This is a genomic window from Methyloglobulus sp. (assembly GCF_046714055.1).
Lineage (GTDB): Bacteria > Pseudomonadota > Gammaproteobacteria > Methylococcales > Methylomonadaceae > Methyloglobulus.
On sequence record NZ_JBKKBJ010000047.1, the window covers coordinates 1 to 18,495 of the forward strand.

An 18,495-nucleotide genomic window follows, 5' to 3' on the forward strand; every position below is an offset into this window, starting at 1 on the left:
CCAATTCTACGCGCCGGTTTTGTGACCGGTTGTTTTCATCAACATTAGGGAATTTAGGCATACGCTCACCCATGCCTTGTTGGGAGAGGCGGCCATAATTGACATTATGCTGGGCTAAAAAAGCGGCAACACTGGCCGCCCGTTGCTCGGACAGTCTCTGGTTATAGCTATCGCTGCCTGTGTCGTCAGTATGGCCTGTCACATTGATCGTCGAATCAGGATACTGGTTCAATACATTGGCTACGGAATTCAGCGCATTTTGCGCGTCCGGCGTTAATCCCGCAGAATTAAAACCAAAAGTGATGCTACTAGGCATGGTCAGGTTCAGGGTGTTTTCTGCCGTTCTCTGGACTTCAATACCGGTTCCTTGCAGTGATTGCTGCATGGCTTGTTGTTGATGATCCATATAAGCGCCCACAGCGGCACCCACTGCGCCACCGGCCAAAGCGCCCCAGCCAGCATTTTTAAGGTCGTTGCCGCCAAATGCAGTGCCGGTTGCCCCACCAAGAACAGCGCCGATACCGGCTCCCTTGGCAGTGTTGCTGATTGTAGATTGGCCGGTGTAGGGATCGGTTACACAAGCAGTCAATAGCGCCGAACTTATGCTTATTGCTAAAAATTGTTTTTTCATCATTGCACGGTCTCTAGGGGGTAATTAAATAAAAATTAGATGGTTAGGATTTTTTCTTGTAGATAAAGAGCATTTTTCCATTTTAGTGTAGCCCAAAACAAGCAACTAATCAGTGGTTACTGGCAGTTAATTTATCCGATAATTATTAACCATAACTGAACAGCCTATTTTTCTCATTATCAAACTTTTCATTGAGATGGTTTCATTCACCTTTCGCATGGATTCCGTGTATTATCCAACGCAGTTTTCCTATCCCTAAGTACGATAAATTATCATGGCTATGAACTTACCACAGGTCATCAAACCCAAATTTTGAATTGATGGCCTGGAGAACCGTTATGCAAACAGAAGCCACGAGTTTTTGGGAATGGTAACAACACTTTTCGGGTGAAAGGCACTGTCTTCAAGCCATTATTAAACTGGGGTGGACTGATGGCTTCTGTTGCGGGCGTTGTGGCCATCAGAAAGGCTGGCCGCTGCAAACCCGGCACGTTTGTGAATGCGCCGGTAGCCACCGTCATGCCTCGGTGACCGCCGGCACCTTGTTCCACAACACCAAACTGCCCTTGGTCAAGTGGTTTTGGTGCATCTACTGGGTGTCGTCTGACTAGGGCGGCATTTCGGCCTTGCGGTTGACCAAGCTCATCGGTGTTTCCTCGTTGACCGCCCATCGGATGTTGCGGAAGTTACGGGTTGCGATGGGTGGGCAGGGCCGCCTTTACCGGCATTATCGGGCTGGATGGCGCCTTTGTCGGCGGCAAGCGTCCGGGCGCGCCGACGGCAAGACGGCCATTCTGGTGGCCTGTGGACACAACCACGGCAAACCGGGCTTTGTCGCCATGAAAGCCGTTGACCGGCTGACGCAGGATAGCGTCAAAGAATTTGCACAACAGGCGATCGCGCCCCGTCAAACGCCGCATACGGACGCATTTGCCGCCCTCAAGGCGCTCACCGAAAGCCACCATCGTGTCGCCAAAGCAACACCCCCTGAATTGGCCGACGGATGGTTGCCTTGGGCCCATGTGGCCATCGGCAACTTTAAGGGCTTTAAGGGCTGCCTGCCCGGCATCTACCACGGCGTGTCAGGCCGCCATGTGCAAGAATACCTGGGCGAGTTTTGCTATCGGCTGAACCGGCGCTTTTGGGGAAACCAAATCCCCAGCCGCTTGCCGAAGCTGTGCGTCATGCACCAACCGGGTTTTCTGCAACCTGTGGGTTGTTCATGGCCATGTAAATTTTTTGATGAAACAGTTGCCCGCTTCTTAACTGGCCCTGCCAACTTGAGTTGCAGTAGGAACCTCGACCATCCTTCCTGTCCCGCAATCGTAGATATAACCGTAGATGGGAATATTGCCTGGAACCAGCGGATGATTCCTGATTCGTGTCACATCCTCAGTTACGCTTGCTTCCTGTTCCTTGATGGTCAACCAATTGATGTATTTGCCTTCATTGCAACCGGGGCCTTCGCAACAATCGTGCCAGCCATTTTCATCAATGGACGCGGTTTTTAAGCTGCTGCCCAATAAATCACCCATGATTTCGTTGGTGAACAATTCCATGCCACAGTTGGTGTGATGGATGACAAACCACTCGTTGGTGCCCAGAAGTTTGTAAGAAATAACCAGTGAACGAATGGCATCATCACTGGCGCGGCCACCGGCATTGCGGATGACGTGGGCATCGCCTTCTGACAATCCGGCGTATTTGGCGGGATCCAAACGGGCATCCATGCAGGTCAAGATAGCAAAGTGCCGTCCAGGCGGAAGGGGTAAAGAGCCTTTGTCGCCAAAGTTATTTACGTAATCCCTGTTTGCTGATAACACTTCATTAAGAATTTTAGTCATACCATGCTCCGTTATTAATTATTATTAGGCAATAAAAAGCCGCTTGACCCTGTCATATCAATGAGAAAAACCAAGCGGCATTAACTATCTCCGGTTTGAAGTGTATACTCATAAGCCAGGGTTTTGAATAGCCGATTAAATTTATAAAATATAAATTTTAAATTTATAGTATGGATAAATTGAATAATATGCAGGTCTTCTGCCGCATTGTTGAACTGGGCACTTTCGCGGCTGTCGCCAGGGAAATGGATTTGTCCGCCATGATGATCAGCAAGTACATCGCGCAATTGGAAGAGTCCCTGGGGGTTGCCCTGCTAAACAGGACAACCCGGAAAATCAGCCTGACTGAGGCCGGGGAAATCTATTATCACCGCAGTAAACAGCTGCTTGATGATTTTTCCGAACTGGACGAATCCACCTCCCAGTTAGGGCGGAATGTCAAGGGAACGCTAAGGATCAGCGCCTCAATCGACTTTGGCGGCCTGTTCATGGTACCCGCTATCGAAGCTTATCAACTGGCATATCCCGAAGTTAAGATCATGATGACCTTGCATAACAGCCACGTAAATTTGAGCGAGGGCAGTATTGACCTGTCAATTTTGGTGACCGATAGCCTTGATTTAGGTGTCGTTGCCAGAAAAATCGCCGAAACCCGGTTATGCACTTATGCCTCACCGGGCTATATAAAGCAATACTGCGAACCCAAAACGATTGAGGAATTAAAGTTTCACCATTGCCTTTACAATACGGATACGCCGCACAAAGACTACTGGATTTTTAAGGTTGGAAACGAAGAGGTCAAAGTCAAGACAACCTGGCGTTTCGCTTCAAATAATGGCAGGGCGTTATGTCAAGCGGCTGCCTTGGGGATGGGCATAACGCAAACGCCTGAGCTTTCTGTGGCAACTTATCTTGCCCAAGGCAAGCTGGTGGAAATTTTGCAAGCCTATCGTATCCCGTCCTTAGCCATTTATGCGACCTACTTGCAAAGACGGTTTCTACCTGCCAAATTGACAACTTTTGTGGATTTTTTAATCCGTTATTTTGCTGAAACTGATATGCATAATTCATAATGGGGCATGTTGCCTATTGCACGACCAACCACTCCACCGAAACGACCTCTGTTTCGGTGGAGTGTATAGAGTTTGATCACTTCTCGTCGCAAGGACAAGCCAGATAACGATAAACTGCCGCACCCAGCAAAGCGCCAACGATAGGCGCTACCCAAAACAACCAGATTTGCGCCATCGCCCAGTCACCCACGTAAAGCGCGACACCCAGGCTTCTTGCTGGATTCACTGAGGTGTTGGTGACGGGTATGCTGATCAAGTGGATCAAAGTAAGCCCCAGCCCAATTGCAATCGGCGCGAAGCCTTGGGGAGCGCGGGCATCGGTAGCCCCCAAAATGATCAACAGGAACATCATGGTCATGACAATTTCTGTTATCAAAGCTGCGGTCAAGGAATACCCGCCTGGTGAATGTTCACCGTATCCGTTGGAAGCGAACCCCGCTGAAAGATCGAACCCTGCCTTGCCACTGGCGATAAGGTACAAAATCCCTCCCGCAACGATTCCACCCATGACTTGTGCAATGATGTAAAACAATAGTTTATTTGCAGGGAAACGTCCCCCTGCCCATAGCCCGATCGATACTGCCGGATTCAGATGGCAACCGGAAATATGGCCGATAGCGTATGCCATCGTCAAAACAGTCAACCCGAAAGCAAACGACACTCCCAGCAAGCCAATACCCACATCAGGAAACGCAGCCGCCAGCACCGCACTACCGCACCCGCCCAGAACCAACCAAAACGTCCCGAAAAACTCTGCTACATACTGTTTCATAACTATTCCTCTGTTTTCGTTAAATTGTTACCGACGTCGAAAATTATCGGTGTCGTTAGAATGATACCATCCGCTAGAACACGGTTCAAATAACAGTTTTATTACATCAAAGCTAGGCTGTACTTGTAGCCCTTATCACACTCCTTCAGGCATAAAAAAGGCAACGAAACGTTGCCTTTAAACGAATCATTATAAAAAATCAGTTTACAATTTTTCCTTGATACGTGCCGCCTTACCAGTAAGGTCACGCAAGAAATACAACTTAGCGCGGCGGACATCGCCACGGCGCTTAACAATAATCTCACTGATTATTGGGCTGTGGGTTTGAAATACGCGTTCTACGCCAGTGCCGTGGGAAATTTTTCTCACGGTGAAAGCAGAGTTCAATCCGCGATTGCGTTTTGCAATGACTATGCCTTCAAACGCCTGAATCCGCTCACGCTCGCCTTCCTTAACCTTGACCTGCACAACTACGGTATCGCCGGGAGCGAAATCAGGAATCTGTTTTAGCTGCTCTTTTTCTAATGCATCAATTATGTTACTCATTACCACACCTGTGTTTAATCCAATTCAACTTGATTTATAAATTCTTTCAGCAGTTTTTCCTGCCCTACCGTTAATTCTTTCTTTTTTAGCAAATCCGGCCTTCTCTGCCAAGTCCTGCCTAGGGCTTGCTTCATGCGCCAACGGTCTATATCTGCATGATTGCCCGTCAATAACACGTCTGGCACCGCAACGCCATTGACCAACTCTGGCCTGGTAAAATGTTGGCAATCGAGCAAACCGTTAACATGCGAGTCTTGCTGGGCGGAATCTTCATCTCCCAAGACACCGGGCAGTAGCCGCGTCATTGCATCAATGACCACCAACGCTGCCAACTCGCCGCCGCTGATGACATAATCGCCAATTGACCACTCATCATCGCAATCCAACTCGACAAAGCGCTCATCCACACCTTCGTATCGGCCTGCGACCAATATGAGTTGTGGTACCTCACACGCTTCGACCAATAATGCTTGGGTAATCGGCTTGCCTTGTGGACTTAAATACACAACTTTGGCTGAACCAGAACCTGCCTGTTTGGCGGCAGTAAGCGCATCATGCAAAGGCTGGTATTTTATCACCATCCCAGGCCCACCACCGTATGGACGGCCATCAACTGTCCGGTGCTTATCGGTCGTATAATCCCTTGGATTCCAGGCCGACAATCTAACAATTCCGCGTTCTTGCGCCCTGCCCGATATCCCATAACCTGCGGCAGAAACAATCATTTCGGGAAACAGGGTAAGCACATCGAAACGCATGGCTGTCACTAAAAATCAGGATCCCAATCGACAATCATTTTGCCTGCGACAAGATCAATGGATTTCACCGTTTGCCCTTGAAGGAATGGCAATGCCCGCTCCCGGTCTCCCTTGACAACAAGAATGTCGTTAGCGCCTGTTTGCAACAGGCTGTCAACTTTACCGAGTCGAATACCCTCCAGATTTTCAACATCCAGGCCGATTAAATCCGCCCAGTAATATTCCCCTTTTGCCGGGGGCGGTAACTGTCCGTGGCTGATATACACTTCCCAACCCATCAGCTCCTGGGCTTGATCCCTGTCAGCAACCCCATCAACTTGGGCAACTACACCTTTTCCCTGGATCTGGCCACCAATTACTTTAATCGATTTAGTCTGTCCACCCTTCTTTAGCAGCCAGTGCTTATAGCTGAGGATACTATCCCTGGGTTCTGTGTAGGAAAATACTTTCAACCAGCCTTTAAGGCCAAAAATGCCAGAAATTTTCCCAACATTAATAAGATTTTGATTGGACAAACGGCTTATGCAGCCGCTTTCCTGGCATCCTTTATCAATCTTGCAACCCGCTCGGAAGGCTGCGCCCCTTTGGATGTCCAATAAACGACTCGTTCGCTATCCAAGGACAATTTCGTTTCATTGCCACGGGCAACCGGATTGAAAAAACCAATCCGCTCTATATAACGGCCATCACGTCCGTTTCTGCTGTCTGTTACGACAACATGGTAGAAAGGGCGATTTTTCGCACCACCTCTGGAAAGACGAATAGTTACCATCTTTTAAGTCCTCAAAAACATTTAGCCAAAATTAATCAACCCATTTTACGCGAAATGGCGAATATGTGAAGAACAAATTAATATTGCTGCAAACACAACCCCTTTTACCTTCACGAATATTACCTTCTCATCCCACGGACATTGTTTTTAATGCCGCGTATCATATTAGCCATATTCCCTGTTTTTAGTTTCTTCATCATTTTCTGCATCATCAGGAATTGCTTGAGCATACGGTTGACATCCTGCAATTCCTGACCACAGCCGTTCGCGATACGCTGCTTTCGGCTACCCTTTATCAAATCGGGATAGCGCCTTTCCTGTTTGGTCATGGAACGAATGACAGCAATTTGCCGCGCCAGCATTTTGTCGTTGACCTGATCTTTCATTGCTTTGGGTACGTTATTGATGCCGGGCAATTTATCTAGCATGGAACCCACCCCGCCCATACTTTGCATTTGCTGCAATTGCTCAAGAAAATCGTCAAAATCAAAAGCTTTGCCTTTCTGGATTTTACGGGCAAATTTCTCGGCTTTTTCCTTATCGACTTTCTGCTCCATCTCTTCGATCAGGCTGAGCATATCGCCCATGCCTAAAATACGGGAAGCCAGCCGGTCAGGATGGAAGGGCTCCAAGGCATCCGCTTTCTCGCCGACGCCAATGAACTTGATGGGTTTGCCGGTGATATGGCGTATCGACAGGGCTGCACCGCCCCGCGCATCGCCGTCCGCTTTGGTAAGGATAACGCCAGTCAGGGGCAAGGCATCGTTGAACGCTTTTGCTGTGACCGCCGCATCCTGCCCGGTCATGCTATCGACGACAAAAAGGGTTTCTATCGGCTTGATTGCCGTATGTAATGCCTTGATTTCATCCATCATGCCGTCATCGACATGTAAACGGCCTGCCGTATCGACGATGATGACATCCAGGAATTTTCTCTTGGCTGCTTCTATCGCTAGCAGGGCAATTTCGACCGGTTTCTGGGAAACGTCGCTATCAAAAAATTCCAAGGAAAGGCTGTTCGCCAGGGTTTCTAATTGTTTGATCGCCGCAGGACGGTAAACGTCAACACTCACCACACCCACTTTTTTCTTTTGGATTTCTTTGAGCCAACGACCCAATTTAGCAACGGTGGTGGTTTTACCCGCACCCTGCAAACCGGCCATTAAAATGACGGCAGGCGGAACCGCATTGAGATTAAGTTTCTCATTGGCATCGCCCATCACTTTAACCAGTTCGGCTTGAACCAGTTTTATCATCGCCTGGCCTGGAGACAGGCTGGCTTGAACCTCTTGACCTAAAGCGCCCGTCTTGACCCGTTCGATAAAATCCGTGACGACAGGAAGGGCAACGTCGGCCTCAAGCAAGGCAATCCGCACTTCGCGCAAGGTTTCCTTGATGTTGTCTTCAGTCAGTCGCCCTTGTCCTTTGAGCTTTTTAAGGGTACTACTTAATCGGTCGGTTAGATTATCAAACATGTCCTGATCTTTACTATTTGGGGAAATCATTCCTGACGCAAATGCGTTAGGACTATAAATGCGGTATATTAACATAGCCGTCGTCACTATTACATCCGGCGGCCAACTCGGACAAGTGACGATTTTCTAATGAAATCAACCATGATTAACAAGCGCTACTGACTGTCTGGGGTTGGCAATATAAACCCCATTAGGGCTAGCCATTACGTCACACCATTACTTCAAACATACACAGCAACTTTTTATACCAGAACCAAGCACATTGATGAACGTCAACCTACTTGCCGCTATCGCAATCTGCGCTTACTTAAGTAGCGCTGCCATGATAATAAGGCCGCTACCCCTAGATAAATCAAATCGGGATAAATCAAATCGGGACAAATCAAAACGAGTAGCACTCGCTTGTGCGTGGGGAGCGATCACTCTGCATATTTTGTACACAGCCCTCATCATCCACCAAAACGCGGGATTCAATTTTAGTTTTTTTAGTATGGCCTCCCTGGTTTCAATGATCGTTGCCCTGCTTTTGTTGCTGGCAACACTGGGTAAACCCGTCGAAAATCTGGGTATCCTCCTTTTCCCTGTCACTGCGTTGATGCTGGCCCTGGAAGTGTGTTTCCCAGAAAAACAACGTTCCCTTGACACCCATAGCTGGCAAATGAACACCCACATCCTGTCTGCAATTATTGGATACAGCCTGCTGAATATTGCCGCTTTGCAAGCTATTCTGCTGGTCATTCAAAACCAGCAACTTAAAAGCCATCCCCCAAAACGCACTATACAATCCATGCCGCCGCTGCAAAGCATGGAGTCACTGCTATTTCATATGATAGGTGCGGGGCTGTTTTTCCTGAGCATTGCCCTTGCCAGTGGTTTTATTTTTCTGGAAGACATATTCGCCCAGCACCTTGCCCATAAAACCTTTTTTTCCATTATGGCGTGGCTAATATTTTCCGGTTTACTGATTGGGCGCAGCCGTTATGGCTGGCGGGGATGGACGGCTATAAAATGGACTTTACTGGGATTTATGTTTTTGCTTTTGGCTTATTTCGGCAGCAAGCTGGTTATGGAGATTATTCTGCACCGATAGCAGAGAAACCAGCAACCAGAAAGTACTGCACACAAACTTCCTTGTCACACTTGGACAACAATCGAGTCCAGAAACCCAATCCTGGAATTAGCTGATATCAGCCAGAGAATTTAACATACCTGCTTGAATAATAAACGCCTCTATTGCTTCAAGACCTACCCCGGTTTTAAGATTAGCAAATACAAACGGCCTCTCGCCGCGCATTTTTTTGGCATCCCGATCCATAACTTCCAGCGATGCGCCGACATAAGGCGCCAAATCGATTTTGTTGATGACTAACAAGTCAGACCGAGTAATGCCTGGGCCACCTTTACGGGGTATCTTGTCACCTGCGGAGACATCTATCACGTAAATGGTCAGGTCGGCGAGTTCCGGGCTAAAGGTGGCGCTGAGATTGTCACCGCCGCTCTCGACCATGATAAAGTCGAGGTTATCAAAACGCTGGCTTAACTCATCGACTGCCGCGAGATTCATCGACGCATCTTCACGGATGGCGGTGTGCGGACAGCCGCCGGTTTCCACACCCAAAATCCGTTCTTCCGGCAGGGCTTGACTGCGGATCAGGAACTGTTGGTCTTCGCGGGTGTAAATGTCATTGGTCACCACGCCGATTTCAAATTGATAACGCATTTGCTTGCATAAGGCATCCACTAATGCCGTTTTGCCTGAACCCACTGGGCCACCTATACCTACCCGTAATATTTGTTTGTTATTCATTTTATCCTCACGAACGAAACAATCTGGAATACTGCATTTCATGCCGACTGCTGGCTAAGGCTAGGCTAAACGCGCTACCGCCGATTTCGGTATCGGCAAGTTGTAAAGCCCTATCAACTAAATTCGGTATTTTTGCGGCTAAATCTGCCAATAACCGCTGGCCTGCCACTTGTCCTAAGGGCACTAATTTGACTGCACATAAGACTTGATTTTCCAACCAACTCCATAAATAACCTAGCATTGCCTCGTACTTGAGAATTCCCCAATTAACGGCGGCAAAACTAAATACCGTAGCAAGTGTGGTTTCCGACTTACGTATCCAAGGCTGCATTTCTGTCAAGTCCATAGCATCCAGCAAACGCGCCAACGCCTGCCCGGTTTGTCGGTCTTCTGCCCTTAGTTCTGCGGTTTCCCGGTGGGCAATCAGGGTTCTGCTCCAATAGTCAACCCTTTCCATATTACCACTTTCCCAGGCATCGTATAGCCGCGCCAGTATGGGTAAGTCGATGCGGGTCAGGCAGCTATCCATCAATCCGCTAAGCCATTCCCCAGTTTCGGTAGCATTGCTTATCCAACCATCATCGACCGCGCACTCTAAGCCTTGGGAATAACTGTACATCCCGATTGGCAAACCCGGACTGACCAGTTGCATCAATCGCATCAATGCCAAGTCAGTGACCATGGTTATGATAAGCGCCTAACTCCGGTTCAAAGGGCAGTGATTCATGGGTAACCGTTAATCCTAGCCCTGCCAACATTTGGTCTAAGACATGATCGGTCAAAAAACGTAGCTCGCCGGGTAGAATCTGTAAGGCAATATGTCGATTACCCAGATGATAACAAGCGCGGGCTAATTGCAATGTGTTATCGGTGCGTATTACGGACAACGGCTCTGCCGCCGCATTAACCCGAACACGATAATCATCATGACCCTTCAATACCAAACCGTGACTCAGTATTTGACCACGAGGTAAAAATATTCCAATCTTAGTCCCCCCATCGGTCTGGCTTAATAGGCGGCTTTTCTGACGGGTTTCATACGGCAATGTCACCACATCATCAGGCGTTGTCGAGCCTGGAGCCAATTCAGTCAATTTCAGCATAGTCAAAATAAAAAGTAGCGTTGGGTAAACGGTAATATTGTCGCGGGTTCGCAGGTTAAAAGCAGCCCATCAGCACGAACTTCATAGCTTTGTGGATCAACTTCAATATTCGGTTGGTAGTTATTATGGATTAAATCCTTTTTGCCGATGGTACGGGTTCCTTTCACCACGCCCACCTGCTTCTTAAGTCCCAAAGACATTGAAATATCGGATTCGACAGCGACTTTAGGCAAAAAGAACATCGAGGTAGCCGAAGCGGTCGTACCGAATGAACCAAACATCGGCCTGTAATGTACTGGTTGCGGCGTTGGAATCGAGGCATTGGGATCACCCATAGGCGCAGCGGCAATAAACCCGCCTTTAAGGATCAGGCTAGGCTTCACCGCAAAAAAAGCCGGTTGCCATAACACCAAGTCGGCCAGTTTGCCGACTTCTATAGAACCCACTTCATGCGCTATACCGTGGCTGATCGCCGGATTAATGGTGTATTTGGCGATATAACGTTTGATACGGAAATTGTCGTTGCGTGCCGAATCTTCCGGCAAACTGCCGCGCTGTTCCTTCATTTTATGTGCGGTCTGCCAAGCGCGGATAATGACCTCACCAACCCGACCCATTGCTTGGGAATCAGAAGAAATCATCGAAAACGCCCCCAGATCATGCAGGATGTCTTCGGCGGCAATAGTCTCGCGGCGAATGCGTGACTCGGCAAACGCGACATCTTCGGCAATGCCAGGATCAAGGTGATGGCAAACCATCAGCATATCCAAGTGTTCATCCACTGTGTTGACGGTATAAGGCCGCGTCGGATTAGTTGATGACGGCAATACATTTGCCTCGCCACAAGCTTTGATAATGTCGGGCGCATGACCGCCGCCGGCACCTTCGGTGTGATAAGTGTGGATGGTGCGGCCTTTGAAGGCGGCGAAGGTGTCTTCGACAAAACCGGATTCGTTCAGGGTATCGGTATGGATGGCGACCTGCACATCGAACTGCTCAGCGACTCCCAGACAACAATCAATCGCCGCCGGAGTCGTCCCCCAGTCTTCATGCAATTTTAAACCCATCGCCCCGGCACGGACTTGTTCTTCCAGGGCAGTGGGCAGACTGGCATTGCCTTTGCCTAACAAACCGAAATTCATAGGAAAACCATCAAGCGCCCGTAACATCTGCTGAATATTCCATGGGCCCGGTGTACAGGTGGTCGCATTCGTGCCGGTCGCAGGGCCGGTGCCTCCACCGATCATGGTGGTCACGCCCGACATCAACGCTTCATCGATTTGCTGCGGACAAATAAAATGAATATGCGCGTCTATGCCGCCAGCCGTGAGAATCTGCCCTTCCCCGGCAATAATCTCAGTCCCGGGGCCGATGATAATATCGACACCTTGTTGCGTATCGGGATTGCCCGCCTTGCCGATGCCTGCAATGCGACCGTTTTTGATACCGACATCCGCTTTGATAATCCCCCAGTAATCGATGATGAGTGCGTTGGTGATAACCAGATCCATAGCCTGAGAGGAGCCAACCTGACTTTGCCCCATGCCGTCGCGGATTGTCTTGCCGCCACCAAACTTGACTTCATCACCATAAACCGTACGGTCTTCTTCGACTTCTAGAAATAAGCCACTATCGCCCAAGCGCACCCGGTCACCAGTCGTTGGCCCGAACATATCGGCATAAGCCTGTCTGCTAATACGGCTCATAAGGTTTCCTCCAAGCCACCCATCACCGCCTGACGAAAACCGTAAATTCGGCGTAATCCGGCAAAGGCCACCAATTGCACTTCGCGTTGCTGGCCGGGTTCAAAACGCACTGCTGTTCCAGCCGGAATATCCAACCGGAAGCCACGTGTTACGGCACGGTCAAAATGCAAAGCAGGATTGGTTTCAAAAAAATGATAATGTGAGCCGACTTGAATAGGCCGGTCTCCGCTATTGGCAACCACCACGCTAATCACCACGCGACCTGTATTCAGGTCCAGATCGCCGTCAGCGGTAATAATTTCTCCTGGAATCATGCCATAGTCCTATTCGATAGGATTGTGGACAGTCACTAGTTTGGTGCCATCAGGGAAAGTGGCTTCAACCTGCACATCAGGGAGCATTTCCGCCACACCTTCCATGACATCATCACGGTAAAGCAGGGTGTGGCCGAATTCCATCAATTCAGCGACCGTGCGGCCATCGCGTGCGCCTTCCATGATAGCGGCACTAATAAAAGCCACGGCTTCAGGATAATTAAGCTTAAGTCCTCTGGCCTTGCGCCGTTCGGCTAGGAGACCAGCGGTGAATAGCAGCAGCTTGTCTTTTTCGCGGGGTGTCAATTGCATCGTTTTATTCCAATCCCTATTCTAATCAGGTTGCCCAAATACGAGGCGCACAAGCGTTAAGTTCAACAGTGTCCGGTCGTACAATGCCCCACACCTGTTCAAAAAATCCGCGTAATCGGTCACTTCTGCTGTCCAAGCCTCTGCAAACCAACAGTTCATCAATGCGTGTCACGCCACGGCCTTTAGTATCGCCGATTAAATTTTGAACAGCTAGCAAACTTTCAGCACTAGCGGGGGTAGCAAACAGCGTTCCGCAGGCTGAAAAGCCTTGTAATCCCCAACGAGCAGCAAAAGCCCGTGCATCCAGACGCAACCGTTCCAAAAATAAAGGCCGATCTTGACAATAAATCTGCCAACCCAGATCCGCTAAACCATAATCAAAATTCTCAGCACATGCAGGCCGACCCAATGACAAAATTTCCCAGCCAATAAAACGGGCATCTGCCGCGAGTTCAACTTTAACTGCTGATTTTAACTGTGCGCCTTCGTAAATAATGGTTTCTTGCGGCAGCCATTCCACGGTTGCACTTTCTGAGATGTTTATTTCTACCATCTGCGTGGCCTGTGCGCCGGAGCTGCGATAAAACTTTCCTGCGGCTGGCGTGGTAATCAGGGCATGGCTGTGTGCTGCTGCTTTGGCGCAAATCGTCAGATGATCTCCGCCCACTGTACCACCCGGTGGATGCAGGATATACACATGGCATACCCCGCCTTCAGGATAAAACGGTCGCTGTACAGTTAACGGGCCGAAATGGCGGCGGTGCGCCAATACCGTTTTGCCGTATTTGAAGGCAAACCCAAGTTCCAGCTTTGCTTCCCAGCCTTGGGTTTGCGGGACATTAATGTCAGCAATTCCAGCGTTTATTGAGTCTCCCAGCAGGGTATCTGGTTTCAATGGGGTGTTACCGTTGTTTGTGCAAAATGGTACGCACAGCGTATTCTGCGCGACTTGATTTGCCCGCTCCGCTGCAACGCAATGTTAGGCAGAATAAGTATGTTTTTATATATACCTATCACGATATTCATTAATTTCCTGCTGTATTTTTTGCTCTAAAGCTATGGCATTTTCTTCAACTACCCTAGAGAAATAGGTAAAATTATTTTTGAAACTCTCAAATTCTTTGAGCCCATCAATATCCTCACTTTTTTTTGCAATCTTTTTGGCTTGTTCACGAAATTTAGGTAATGGATTGGACTTATGCTTTGGCTTCCAGCTTTTGCGAATGAGATTGGTAGTTTCACGGTATTCTGTAAGATTTTGTGCCTTACTCAAGCGTTCTTTAACCGACTCTTCTGAGTAGATATAGTCGTAAAACTGGAGTTCTTCGACTATCTCATCTTCTGTACGTTTTTTAGGATCAGCAGATGTATTATTAACCAGGAATTCTAAATTTTCAGCCGCGTCATTCGTCTGTTCTAGAGCAGATTCGGACAATGCCATAGATAAGGCTCTATGACGTGAGGGTTTTAATTGCCGTAGAGAGTTTGCAATTTCGCTCATTCCAATTTCATGAATAATTCCCCTACCATCTTTCTTTGCCGCATGTTTTTCAACAGTAGGTGTAACAGGGATTCCTGAACACCAATAATCTGGAGCGGATTCAAATACATCAATGGCAAAGTCGTAGTAAAACAAAGCAATATCCCAAATGATGCCGTTGTATTTTAAACCTGCGTGGTAAAGTTCATTTCTATAACCATGGCAGATTTTAATTACATTAAATTGATTAGATGTGATTTTTCCAATTACCTTACACAGCTTTATCTTTGGTTCAAAATACTGGCTTCGAGCATAACTTCGTTGCTTAGATGTAAAGCGTGATCCACCTATTTTTACCAGCATGGCATCAAAGGATAATTCGCTTAAGCAAATCCTATGTATGATAAGTTCTATAACATTGTCAGTAAGTATCAGCGCAAACCGAGCGTATGACGGGTCACGCCTATCAAGTTGCTGAGCGGCAAGGTCGAGCTGCTCGATACATGTATAAACTGATTGGGACATTTGAGTTATGTGTTAAAAGCATAAAATTATTTATACGATATAAGTGGCGTATGAAAAAGTCGTTTTGTTGTTTGAGAGTTTTTATTGGGCTTTACGCTAAACCTACCCTTTCAACTTAAACCCCAGCCAGCGAGGTCGTACCCACTACGGCGTAAAGCAGGCCAAATCCGGTGCTGATGATTTTTAGTCTAACCGTTCCCGATAACCCCGCAGCAATACCCAACACATGCAGTAATGCGGTCGTTAACAGAAAACCCGACGCATACGCAGTTGCATCGGCTCCCGTTTGCATCTCTGCGGCATGAACATAACCGTGACTTAGTGCAAATCCGGCTACCAAAGCTACCGCCAGGCCAGAGGAAATGCGATAGTTTCCCCACAAAAGCAATCCTGAAGCCAGTACCGAAAATGCCACGCAGGCTTCCGCCGCATTTAATGTAAAACCGGCAAAATGTAATCCAGCGCCTGCCGCCATCATCAACAAAAAACTCATCGGTAACAACCACAACGCCCTGCCGCCCCGCATCGCCGCCCACAATCCGATAGCCAGCATGACCAACAAATGATCAACACCCATTAAAGGATGCAAAAAACCATCGACGAAGCCATGTACCGCTTCAGAACCGGTATGCGCCTGCGCTGGTAAAGACAACATCAACAATAAACCAGTAAAAATTACCAACCTGTTAGCTTTCATAGAGAATCCTCATTGTTTTATTATTTATGGACGAGAAGGTTACCACAATGTAGAACTCTGTTCAAAATCACCAATATTATTGATTGACTTTGAACAGAGTATCTACAGCGCAAAATATACACATCAGGCGGACAGAACTTATCTGGACAGCTACTAATCAAACAGTCAAATAACGCTTAACCATGTCTTCGCCCAATTGCGCCATGTTTCCGGCTGCGACACCGCGCCCCCTATCCATTATATAAAAGCGGTCAGCCACTTTCCGTGCAAAAGGCAGTTTTTGCTCGACTAACAAGATGGTGACCCCCAACTCGTTTTTGATTTTGATAATACCTTCGCGGATTTCATCTTTCACCTCGTCGCTTACTATAAGCAACGGGGTCGGTATGCCTTTGGAACGATTTAGACGAATAATCACATCGCCGATTTCACTGACGATATTGGGCTGTATGCCTTCGGTCGGTTCATCCAGGATCAGTAATTTGGGATTAATGACTAATGCCCTCCCAATAGCGAGCTGTTGCTGTTGGCCGCCGGACAAGTCACCGCCGCGCCGTTTGAGCATTTGTTTCAGCACCGGGAAAATCTCAAAAATATGTTCCGGTATTTTCTTGATACCTTGCTTGTGTGCCGCACGTAGGCCGATTTTCAGGTTTTCCTCTACGGTGAGTAAGGGAAAAATTTCCCGTCCCTGCGGCACGTAACCAATACCCAGTTCGGCTCGCTGTTCCGGCTTGGCGTGGCTAATAGGAGTGTCGCTATACGCTATCTCACCATCCCTTACTGCAATAAGCCCCATGATGCACTTCAGCAAAGTGGTTTTACCGACTCCATTACGCCCCATCAGGCACACGCAGGAACCGGCAGGCACCTCAAAATTCAAATCCCATAAGGTATGGCTACCGCCATAATATTGATTTAACGCCGTAATATTGAGCATCAGTCCCCCAAATAAACCTGTATGACGCGCGGATCGTTCTGCACTTCATCCATACTGCCTTCGGTCAGTACCGAACCTTCATGCAGCACGGTCACTCGGTGCTGTGCGATAGAGCGTACGAACTCCATATCATGCTCGACCACAATGATTGACCGTTCGCCTTGTAAGGACAACAATAACTGCGCGGTACGCTCGACTTCCTGATGGGTCATGCCGGCGACAGGTTCATCCACCAGCATCACTTTAGGCTCTTGCATCAGCAGCATACCGATTTCTAGCCATTGTTTCTGCCCATGCGACAAAATACCTGCCAACTGTGACCGATGTTCGGTAAGCCCTATCGTCTCCAGCACTTGCTCAATGCGCTCACGGTTTACACCGTTTAACTTAGCGAATAAGGTAGGCCAAACGCCTTTATGGGTAGCCAAAGCCAGTTCCAGATTTTCAAACACGCTCAGCATGTCAAAGACACTGGGCTTTTGAAATTTTCGGCAAATGCCTGCTTGGGCAATGGCGGGTTCATCCATTTTCAACAAATCAATGGTTTGTCCAAAAAATACCGAACCTCTGTCTGGACGGGTTTTGCCCGTGATTACATCCATGAGAGTGGTTTTACCCGCGCCATTTGGGCCAATCAAACAGCGTAATTCCCCTGCATCAATGTACAAAGACAGATTATTTAATGCCTTGAAACCATCAAAACTGACGCTAACACCTTCCAGATACAGTATCGGCCCATGACTGGTATCCACTTCTCCTGCTTTAAGGGCTAACTCGCTCATGATTTTTGCCCATGCAGTCGACGTTGCCAGAACCCGAACAAACCATCGGGCAAAAACACGGTAGCGAGAATAAAAGTAGCGCCCAGAAAAAATAACCAGATTTCCGGCGCCCATCCGGTCAGCAGCGTCTTGGCATAATTAACCAGCACCGCCCCGACTATGGCACCATACAAGATGCCACGACCGCCGATAGCCACCCAAATGACGATTTCCAATGAATTCAACGGTGAAAATTCACTGGGATTGATAATCCCCACTTGCGGCACATACAACGCACCCGCAATACCGGCCAGCATGGCGGCAAACACAAAAATCCATAATTTGAACAGCTCTACACGGTAACCCAGAAAACGCACACGCATTTCCTGGTCTCTAATAGCCGTCACCACCCGACCCAATTTGCTGTTCATCACCCAACGGCTCACCAAAAAAGCCGCAACCAGCACCATGCCAGAAGCCATCAACAGAAAAGCGCGTACCGCTTCAGACTGGATATTAAAGCCGAGGATTTCCTTGAAATCGGTTAAGCCGTTATTACCGCCAAAACCCATTTCATTGCGGAAAAAAGCCAACAACAAGGCATAAGTCAGGGCCTGCGTGATTATCGACAGATAAACACCCGTCACGCGTGAGCGAAATGCCAGCCAACCGAAAACAAAAGCCAGCAGACCCGGAACTAACAACACCATAAGCGCGGCAAACCAAAACTGGTCAAAACCATACCAGTACCAGGGCAGTTCTTTCCAATTCAGGAACACCATAAAATCAGGTAACAATGGATTGCCATAGACACCGCGATTACCGATCTGGCGCATCAAGTACATGCCCATCGCATAACCGCCCAAGGCAAAAAAAGCGCCGTGCCCTAAAGCCAGGATGCCGCAATAACCCCAGACCAAATCCAGCGATAGGCCTAACAGCGCGAAAGTCAGGTATTTGCCTATCAACGAAACACTAT

At 48.3% G+C, this 18,495-nt stretch carries 23 protein-coding genes and 1 pseudogene; 3 read left to right on the forward strand and 21 right to left on the reverse strand.

The features are described from left to right. On the reverse strand, positions 1–631 hold a 631-nt coding region (locus ACLQ6D_RS02765), incomplete at its 3' end, for an OmpA family protein (RefSeq protein ID WP_411725737.1). 299 nt (positions 632–930) lie between these two features. Continuing rightward, on the reverse strand, positions 931–1,302 hold the full coding sequence (locus tag ACLQ6D_RS02770) for a hypothetical protein (RefSeq protein ID WP_411725738.1): 372 nt from the start codon (positions 1,300–1,302) through the stop codon (positions 931–933). A gap of 3 nt (positions 1,303–1,305) precedes the next feature. On the opposite strand from ACLQ6D_RS02770, the pseudogene ACLQ6D_RS02775 reads away from it, so the two are divergent. Further along, positions 1,306–1,710 (forward strand): annotated as a pseudogene (locus ACLQ6D_RS02775) (transposase); the annotation flags it as partial. 183 nt (positions 1,711–1,893) lie between these two features. On the opposite strand, the gene ACLQ6D_RS02780 reads toward ACLQ6D_RS02775, so the two are convergent. Next, the gene (locus ACLQ6D_RS02780) at positions 1,894–2,475 is read right to left on the reverse strand and encodes a beta-class carbonic anhydrase (RefSeq protein WP_411725739.1); all 582 of its coding nucleotides are present in this window, start codon (positions 2,473–2,475) and stop codon (positions 1,894–1,896) included. A 170-nt stretch (positions 2,476–2,645) separates the two neighbouring features. On the opposite strand from ACLQ6D_RS02780, the gene ACLQ6D_RS02785 reads away from it, so the two are divergent. After that, positions 2,646–3,548 (forward strand): LysR family transcriptional regulator, encoded by a 903-nt coding sequence (locus ACLQ6D_RS02785; RefSeq protein ID WP_411725740.1) that lies wholly within the window; start codon positions 2,646–2,648, stop codon positions 3,546–3,548. Positions 3,549–3,624: 76 nt separating this feature from the next. Here the strand turns inward: ACLQ6D_RS02785 and aqpZ are convergent, their stop codons facing one another. The 6 genes from aqpZ to ffh form a co-directional block, all read right to left on the reverse strand. Further along, positions 3,625–4,320 (reverse strand): aquaporin Z, encoded by a 696-nt coding sequence (gene aqpZ, locus ACLQ6D_RS02790; protein ID WP_411725741.1) that lies wholly within the window; start codon positions 4,318–4,320, stop codon positions 3,625–3,627. Positions 4,321–4,524: 204 nt separating this feature from the next. Beyond that, the gene (gene rplS / locus ACLQ6D_RS02795) at positions 4,525–4,866 is read right to left on the reverse strand and encodes a 50S ribosomal protein L19 (RefSeq protein WP_411725742.1); all 342 of its coding nucleotides are present in this window, start codon (positions 4,864–4,866) and stop codon (positions 4,525–4,527) included. A 14-nt stretch (positions 4,867–4,880) separates the two neighbouring features. Further along, on the reverse strand, positions 4,881–5,624 hold the full coding sequence (gene trmD / locus ACLQ6D_RS02800) for a tRNA (guanosine(37)-N1)-methyltransferase TrmD (RefSeq protein WP_411725744.1): 744 nt from the start codon (positions 5,622–5,624) through the stop codon (positions 4,881–4,883). 8 nt (positions 5,625–5,632) lie between these two features. Then, positions 5,633–6,139, reverse strand: coding sequence for a ribosome maturation factor RimM (gene rimM / locus ACLQ6D_RS02805; RefSeq protein WP_411725745.1), 507 nt, complete (start codon positions 6,137–6,139; stop codon positions 5,633–5,635). Positions 6,140–6,144: 5 nt separating this feature from the next. Then, positions 6,145–6,396, reverse strand: a complete 252-nt coding sequence (gene rpsP, locus ACLQ6D_RS02810) for a 30S ribosomal protein S16 (protein WP_411725746.1) — start codon at positions 6,394–6,396, stop codon at positions 6,145–6,147. A 119-nt stretch (positions 6,397–6,515) separates the two neighbouring features. Next, a complete protein-coding gene (gene ffh, locus ACLQ6D_RS02815) occupies positions 6,516–7,871 on the reverse strand; it encodes a signal recognition particle protein (RefSeq protein WP_411725747.1) in 1,356 nt (451 codons plus the stop codon). Positions 7,872–8,193: 322 nt separating this feature from the next. Here ffh and ACLQ6D_RS02820 point away from each other — a divergent pair, with 322 nt between their 5' ends. Then, positions 8,194–8,961, forward strand: a complete 768-nt coding sequence (locus ACLQ6D_RS02820; protein ID WP_411725762.1) for an inner membrane protein YpjD — start codon at positions 8,194–8,196, stop codon at positions 8,959–8,961. Between the two features lie 87 nt (positions 8,962–9,048). On the opposite strand, the gene ureG is transcribed toward ACLQ6D_RS02820, so the two are convergent. The 12 genes from ureG to urtC all read right to left on the reverse strand — a co-directional run. Beyond that, positions 9,049–9,678, reverse strand: coding sequence for an urease accessory protein UreG (ureG, locus tag ACLQ6D_RS02825; protein WP_411725748.1), 630 nt, complete (start codon positions 9,676–9,678; stop codon positions 9,049–9,051). Between the two features lie 7 nt (positions 9,679–9,685). Next, entirely contained in the window at positions 9,686–10,360 is a 675-nt protein-coding gene (locus ACLQ6D_RS02830) for an urease accessory protein UreF (protein ID WP_411725749.1), read from the reverse strand. Next, positions 10,350–10,781, reverse strand: a complete 432-nt coding sequence (gene ureE, locus ACLQ6D_RS02835) for an urease accessory protein UreE (protein WP_411725750.1) — start codon at positions 10,779–10,781, stop codon at positions 10,350–10,352. The genes ACLQ6D_RS02830 and ureE overlap by 11 nt, the downstream gene beginning before the upstream one ends. Before the next feature lie 2 nt (positions 10,782–10,783). Beyond that, complete coding sequence (gene ureC / locus ACLQ6D_RS02840; RefSeq protein WP_411725752.1) at positions 10,784–12,487, reverse strand: urease subunit alpha; 1,704 nt, start codon at positions 12,485–12,487, stop codon at positions 10,784–10,786. Next, positions 12,484–12,801, reverse strand: coding sequence for an urease subunit beta (locus tag ACLQ6D_RS02845; protein ID WP_411725753.1), 318 nt, complete (start codon positions 12,799–12,801; stop codon positions 12,484–12,486). Before ACLQ6D_RS02845 ends, ureC begins: the two co-directional genes overlap by 4 nt. 9 nt (positions 12,802–12,810) lie before the next feature. After that, positions 12,811–13,113 carry an urease subunit gamma gene (gene ureA, locus ACLQ6D_RS02850; protein WP_411725754.1) on the reverse strand — a complete coding sequence of 101 codons (303 nt, stop codon included), beginning with the start codon at positions 13,111–13,113 and terminating at the stop codon, positions 12,811–12,813. Positions 13,114–13,138: 25 nt separating this feature from the next. Then, complete coding sequence (locus ACLQ6D_RS02855) at positions 13,139–14,008, reverse strand: urease accessory protein UreD (protein ID WP_411725755.1); 870 nt, start codon at positions 14,006–14,008, stop codon at positions 13,139–13,141. A 105-nt stretch (positions 14,009–14,113) separates the two neighbouring features. Next, the gene (locus tag ACLQ6D_RS02860) at positions 14,114–15,118 is read right to left on the reverse strand and encodes a hypothetical protein (RefSeq protein ID WP_411725756.1); all 1,005 of its coding nucleotides are present in this window, start codon (positions 15,116–15,118) and stop codon (positions 14,114–14,116) included. Between the two features lie 115 nt (positions 15,119–15,233). Further along, the gene (locus tag ACLQ6D_RS02865; protein WP_411725757.1) at positions 15,234–15,815 is read right to left on the reverse strand and encodes a HupE/UreJ family protein; all 582 of its coding nucleotides are present in this window, start codon (positions 15,813–15,815) and stop codon (positions 15,234–15,236) included. A gap of 157 nt (positions 15,816–15,972) precedes the next feature. Then, on the reverse strand, positions 15,973–16,755 hold the full coding sequence (locus ACLQ6D_RS02870; protein ID WP_411725758.1) for an ABC transporter ATP-binding protein: 783 nt from the start codon (positions 16,753–16,755) through the stop codon (positions 15,973–15,975). Continuing rightward, a complete protein-coding gene (urtD, locus tag ACLQ6D_RS02875; RefSeq protein ID WP_411725759.1) occupies positions 16,755–17,537 on the reverse strand; it encodes an urea ABC transporter ATP-binding protein UrtD in 783 nt (260 codons plus the stop codon). The genes ACLQ6D_RS02870 and urtD overlap by 1 nt, the downstream gene beginning before the upstream one ends. Beyond that, the coding region (gene urtC, locus ACLQ6D_RS02880) for an urea ABC transporter permease subunit UrtC (protein ID WP_411725761.1) at positions 17,534–18,495 on the reverse strand (962 nt) is incomplete at its 5' end. The genes urtC and urtD, both read right to left, overlap by 4 nt.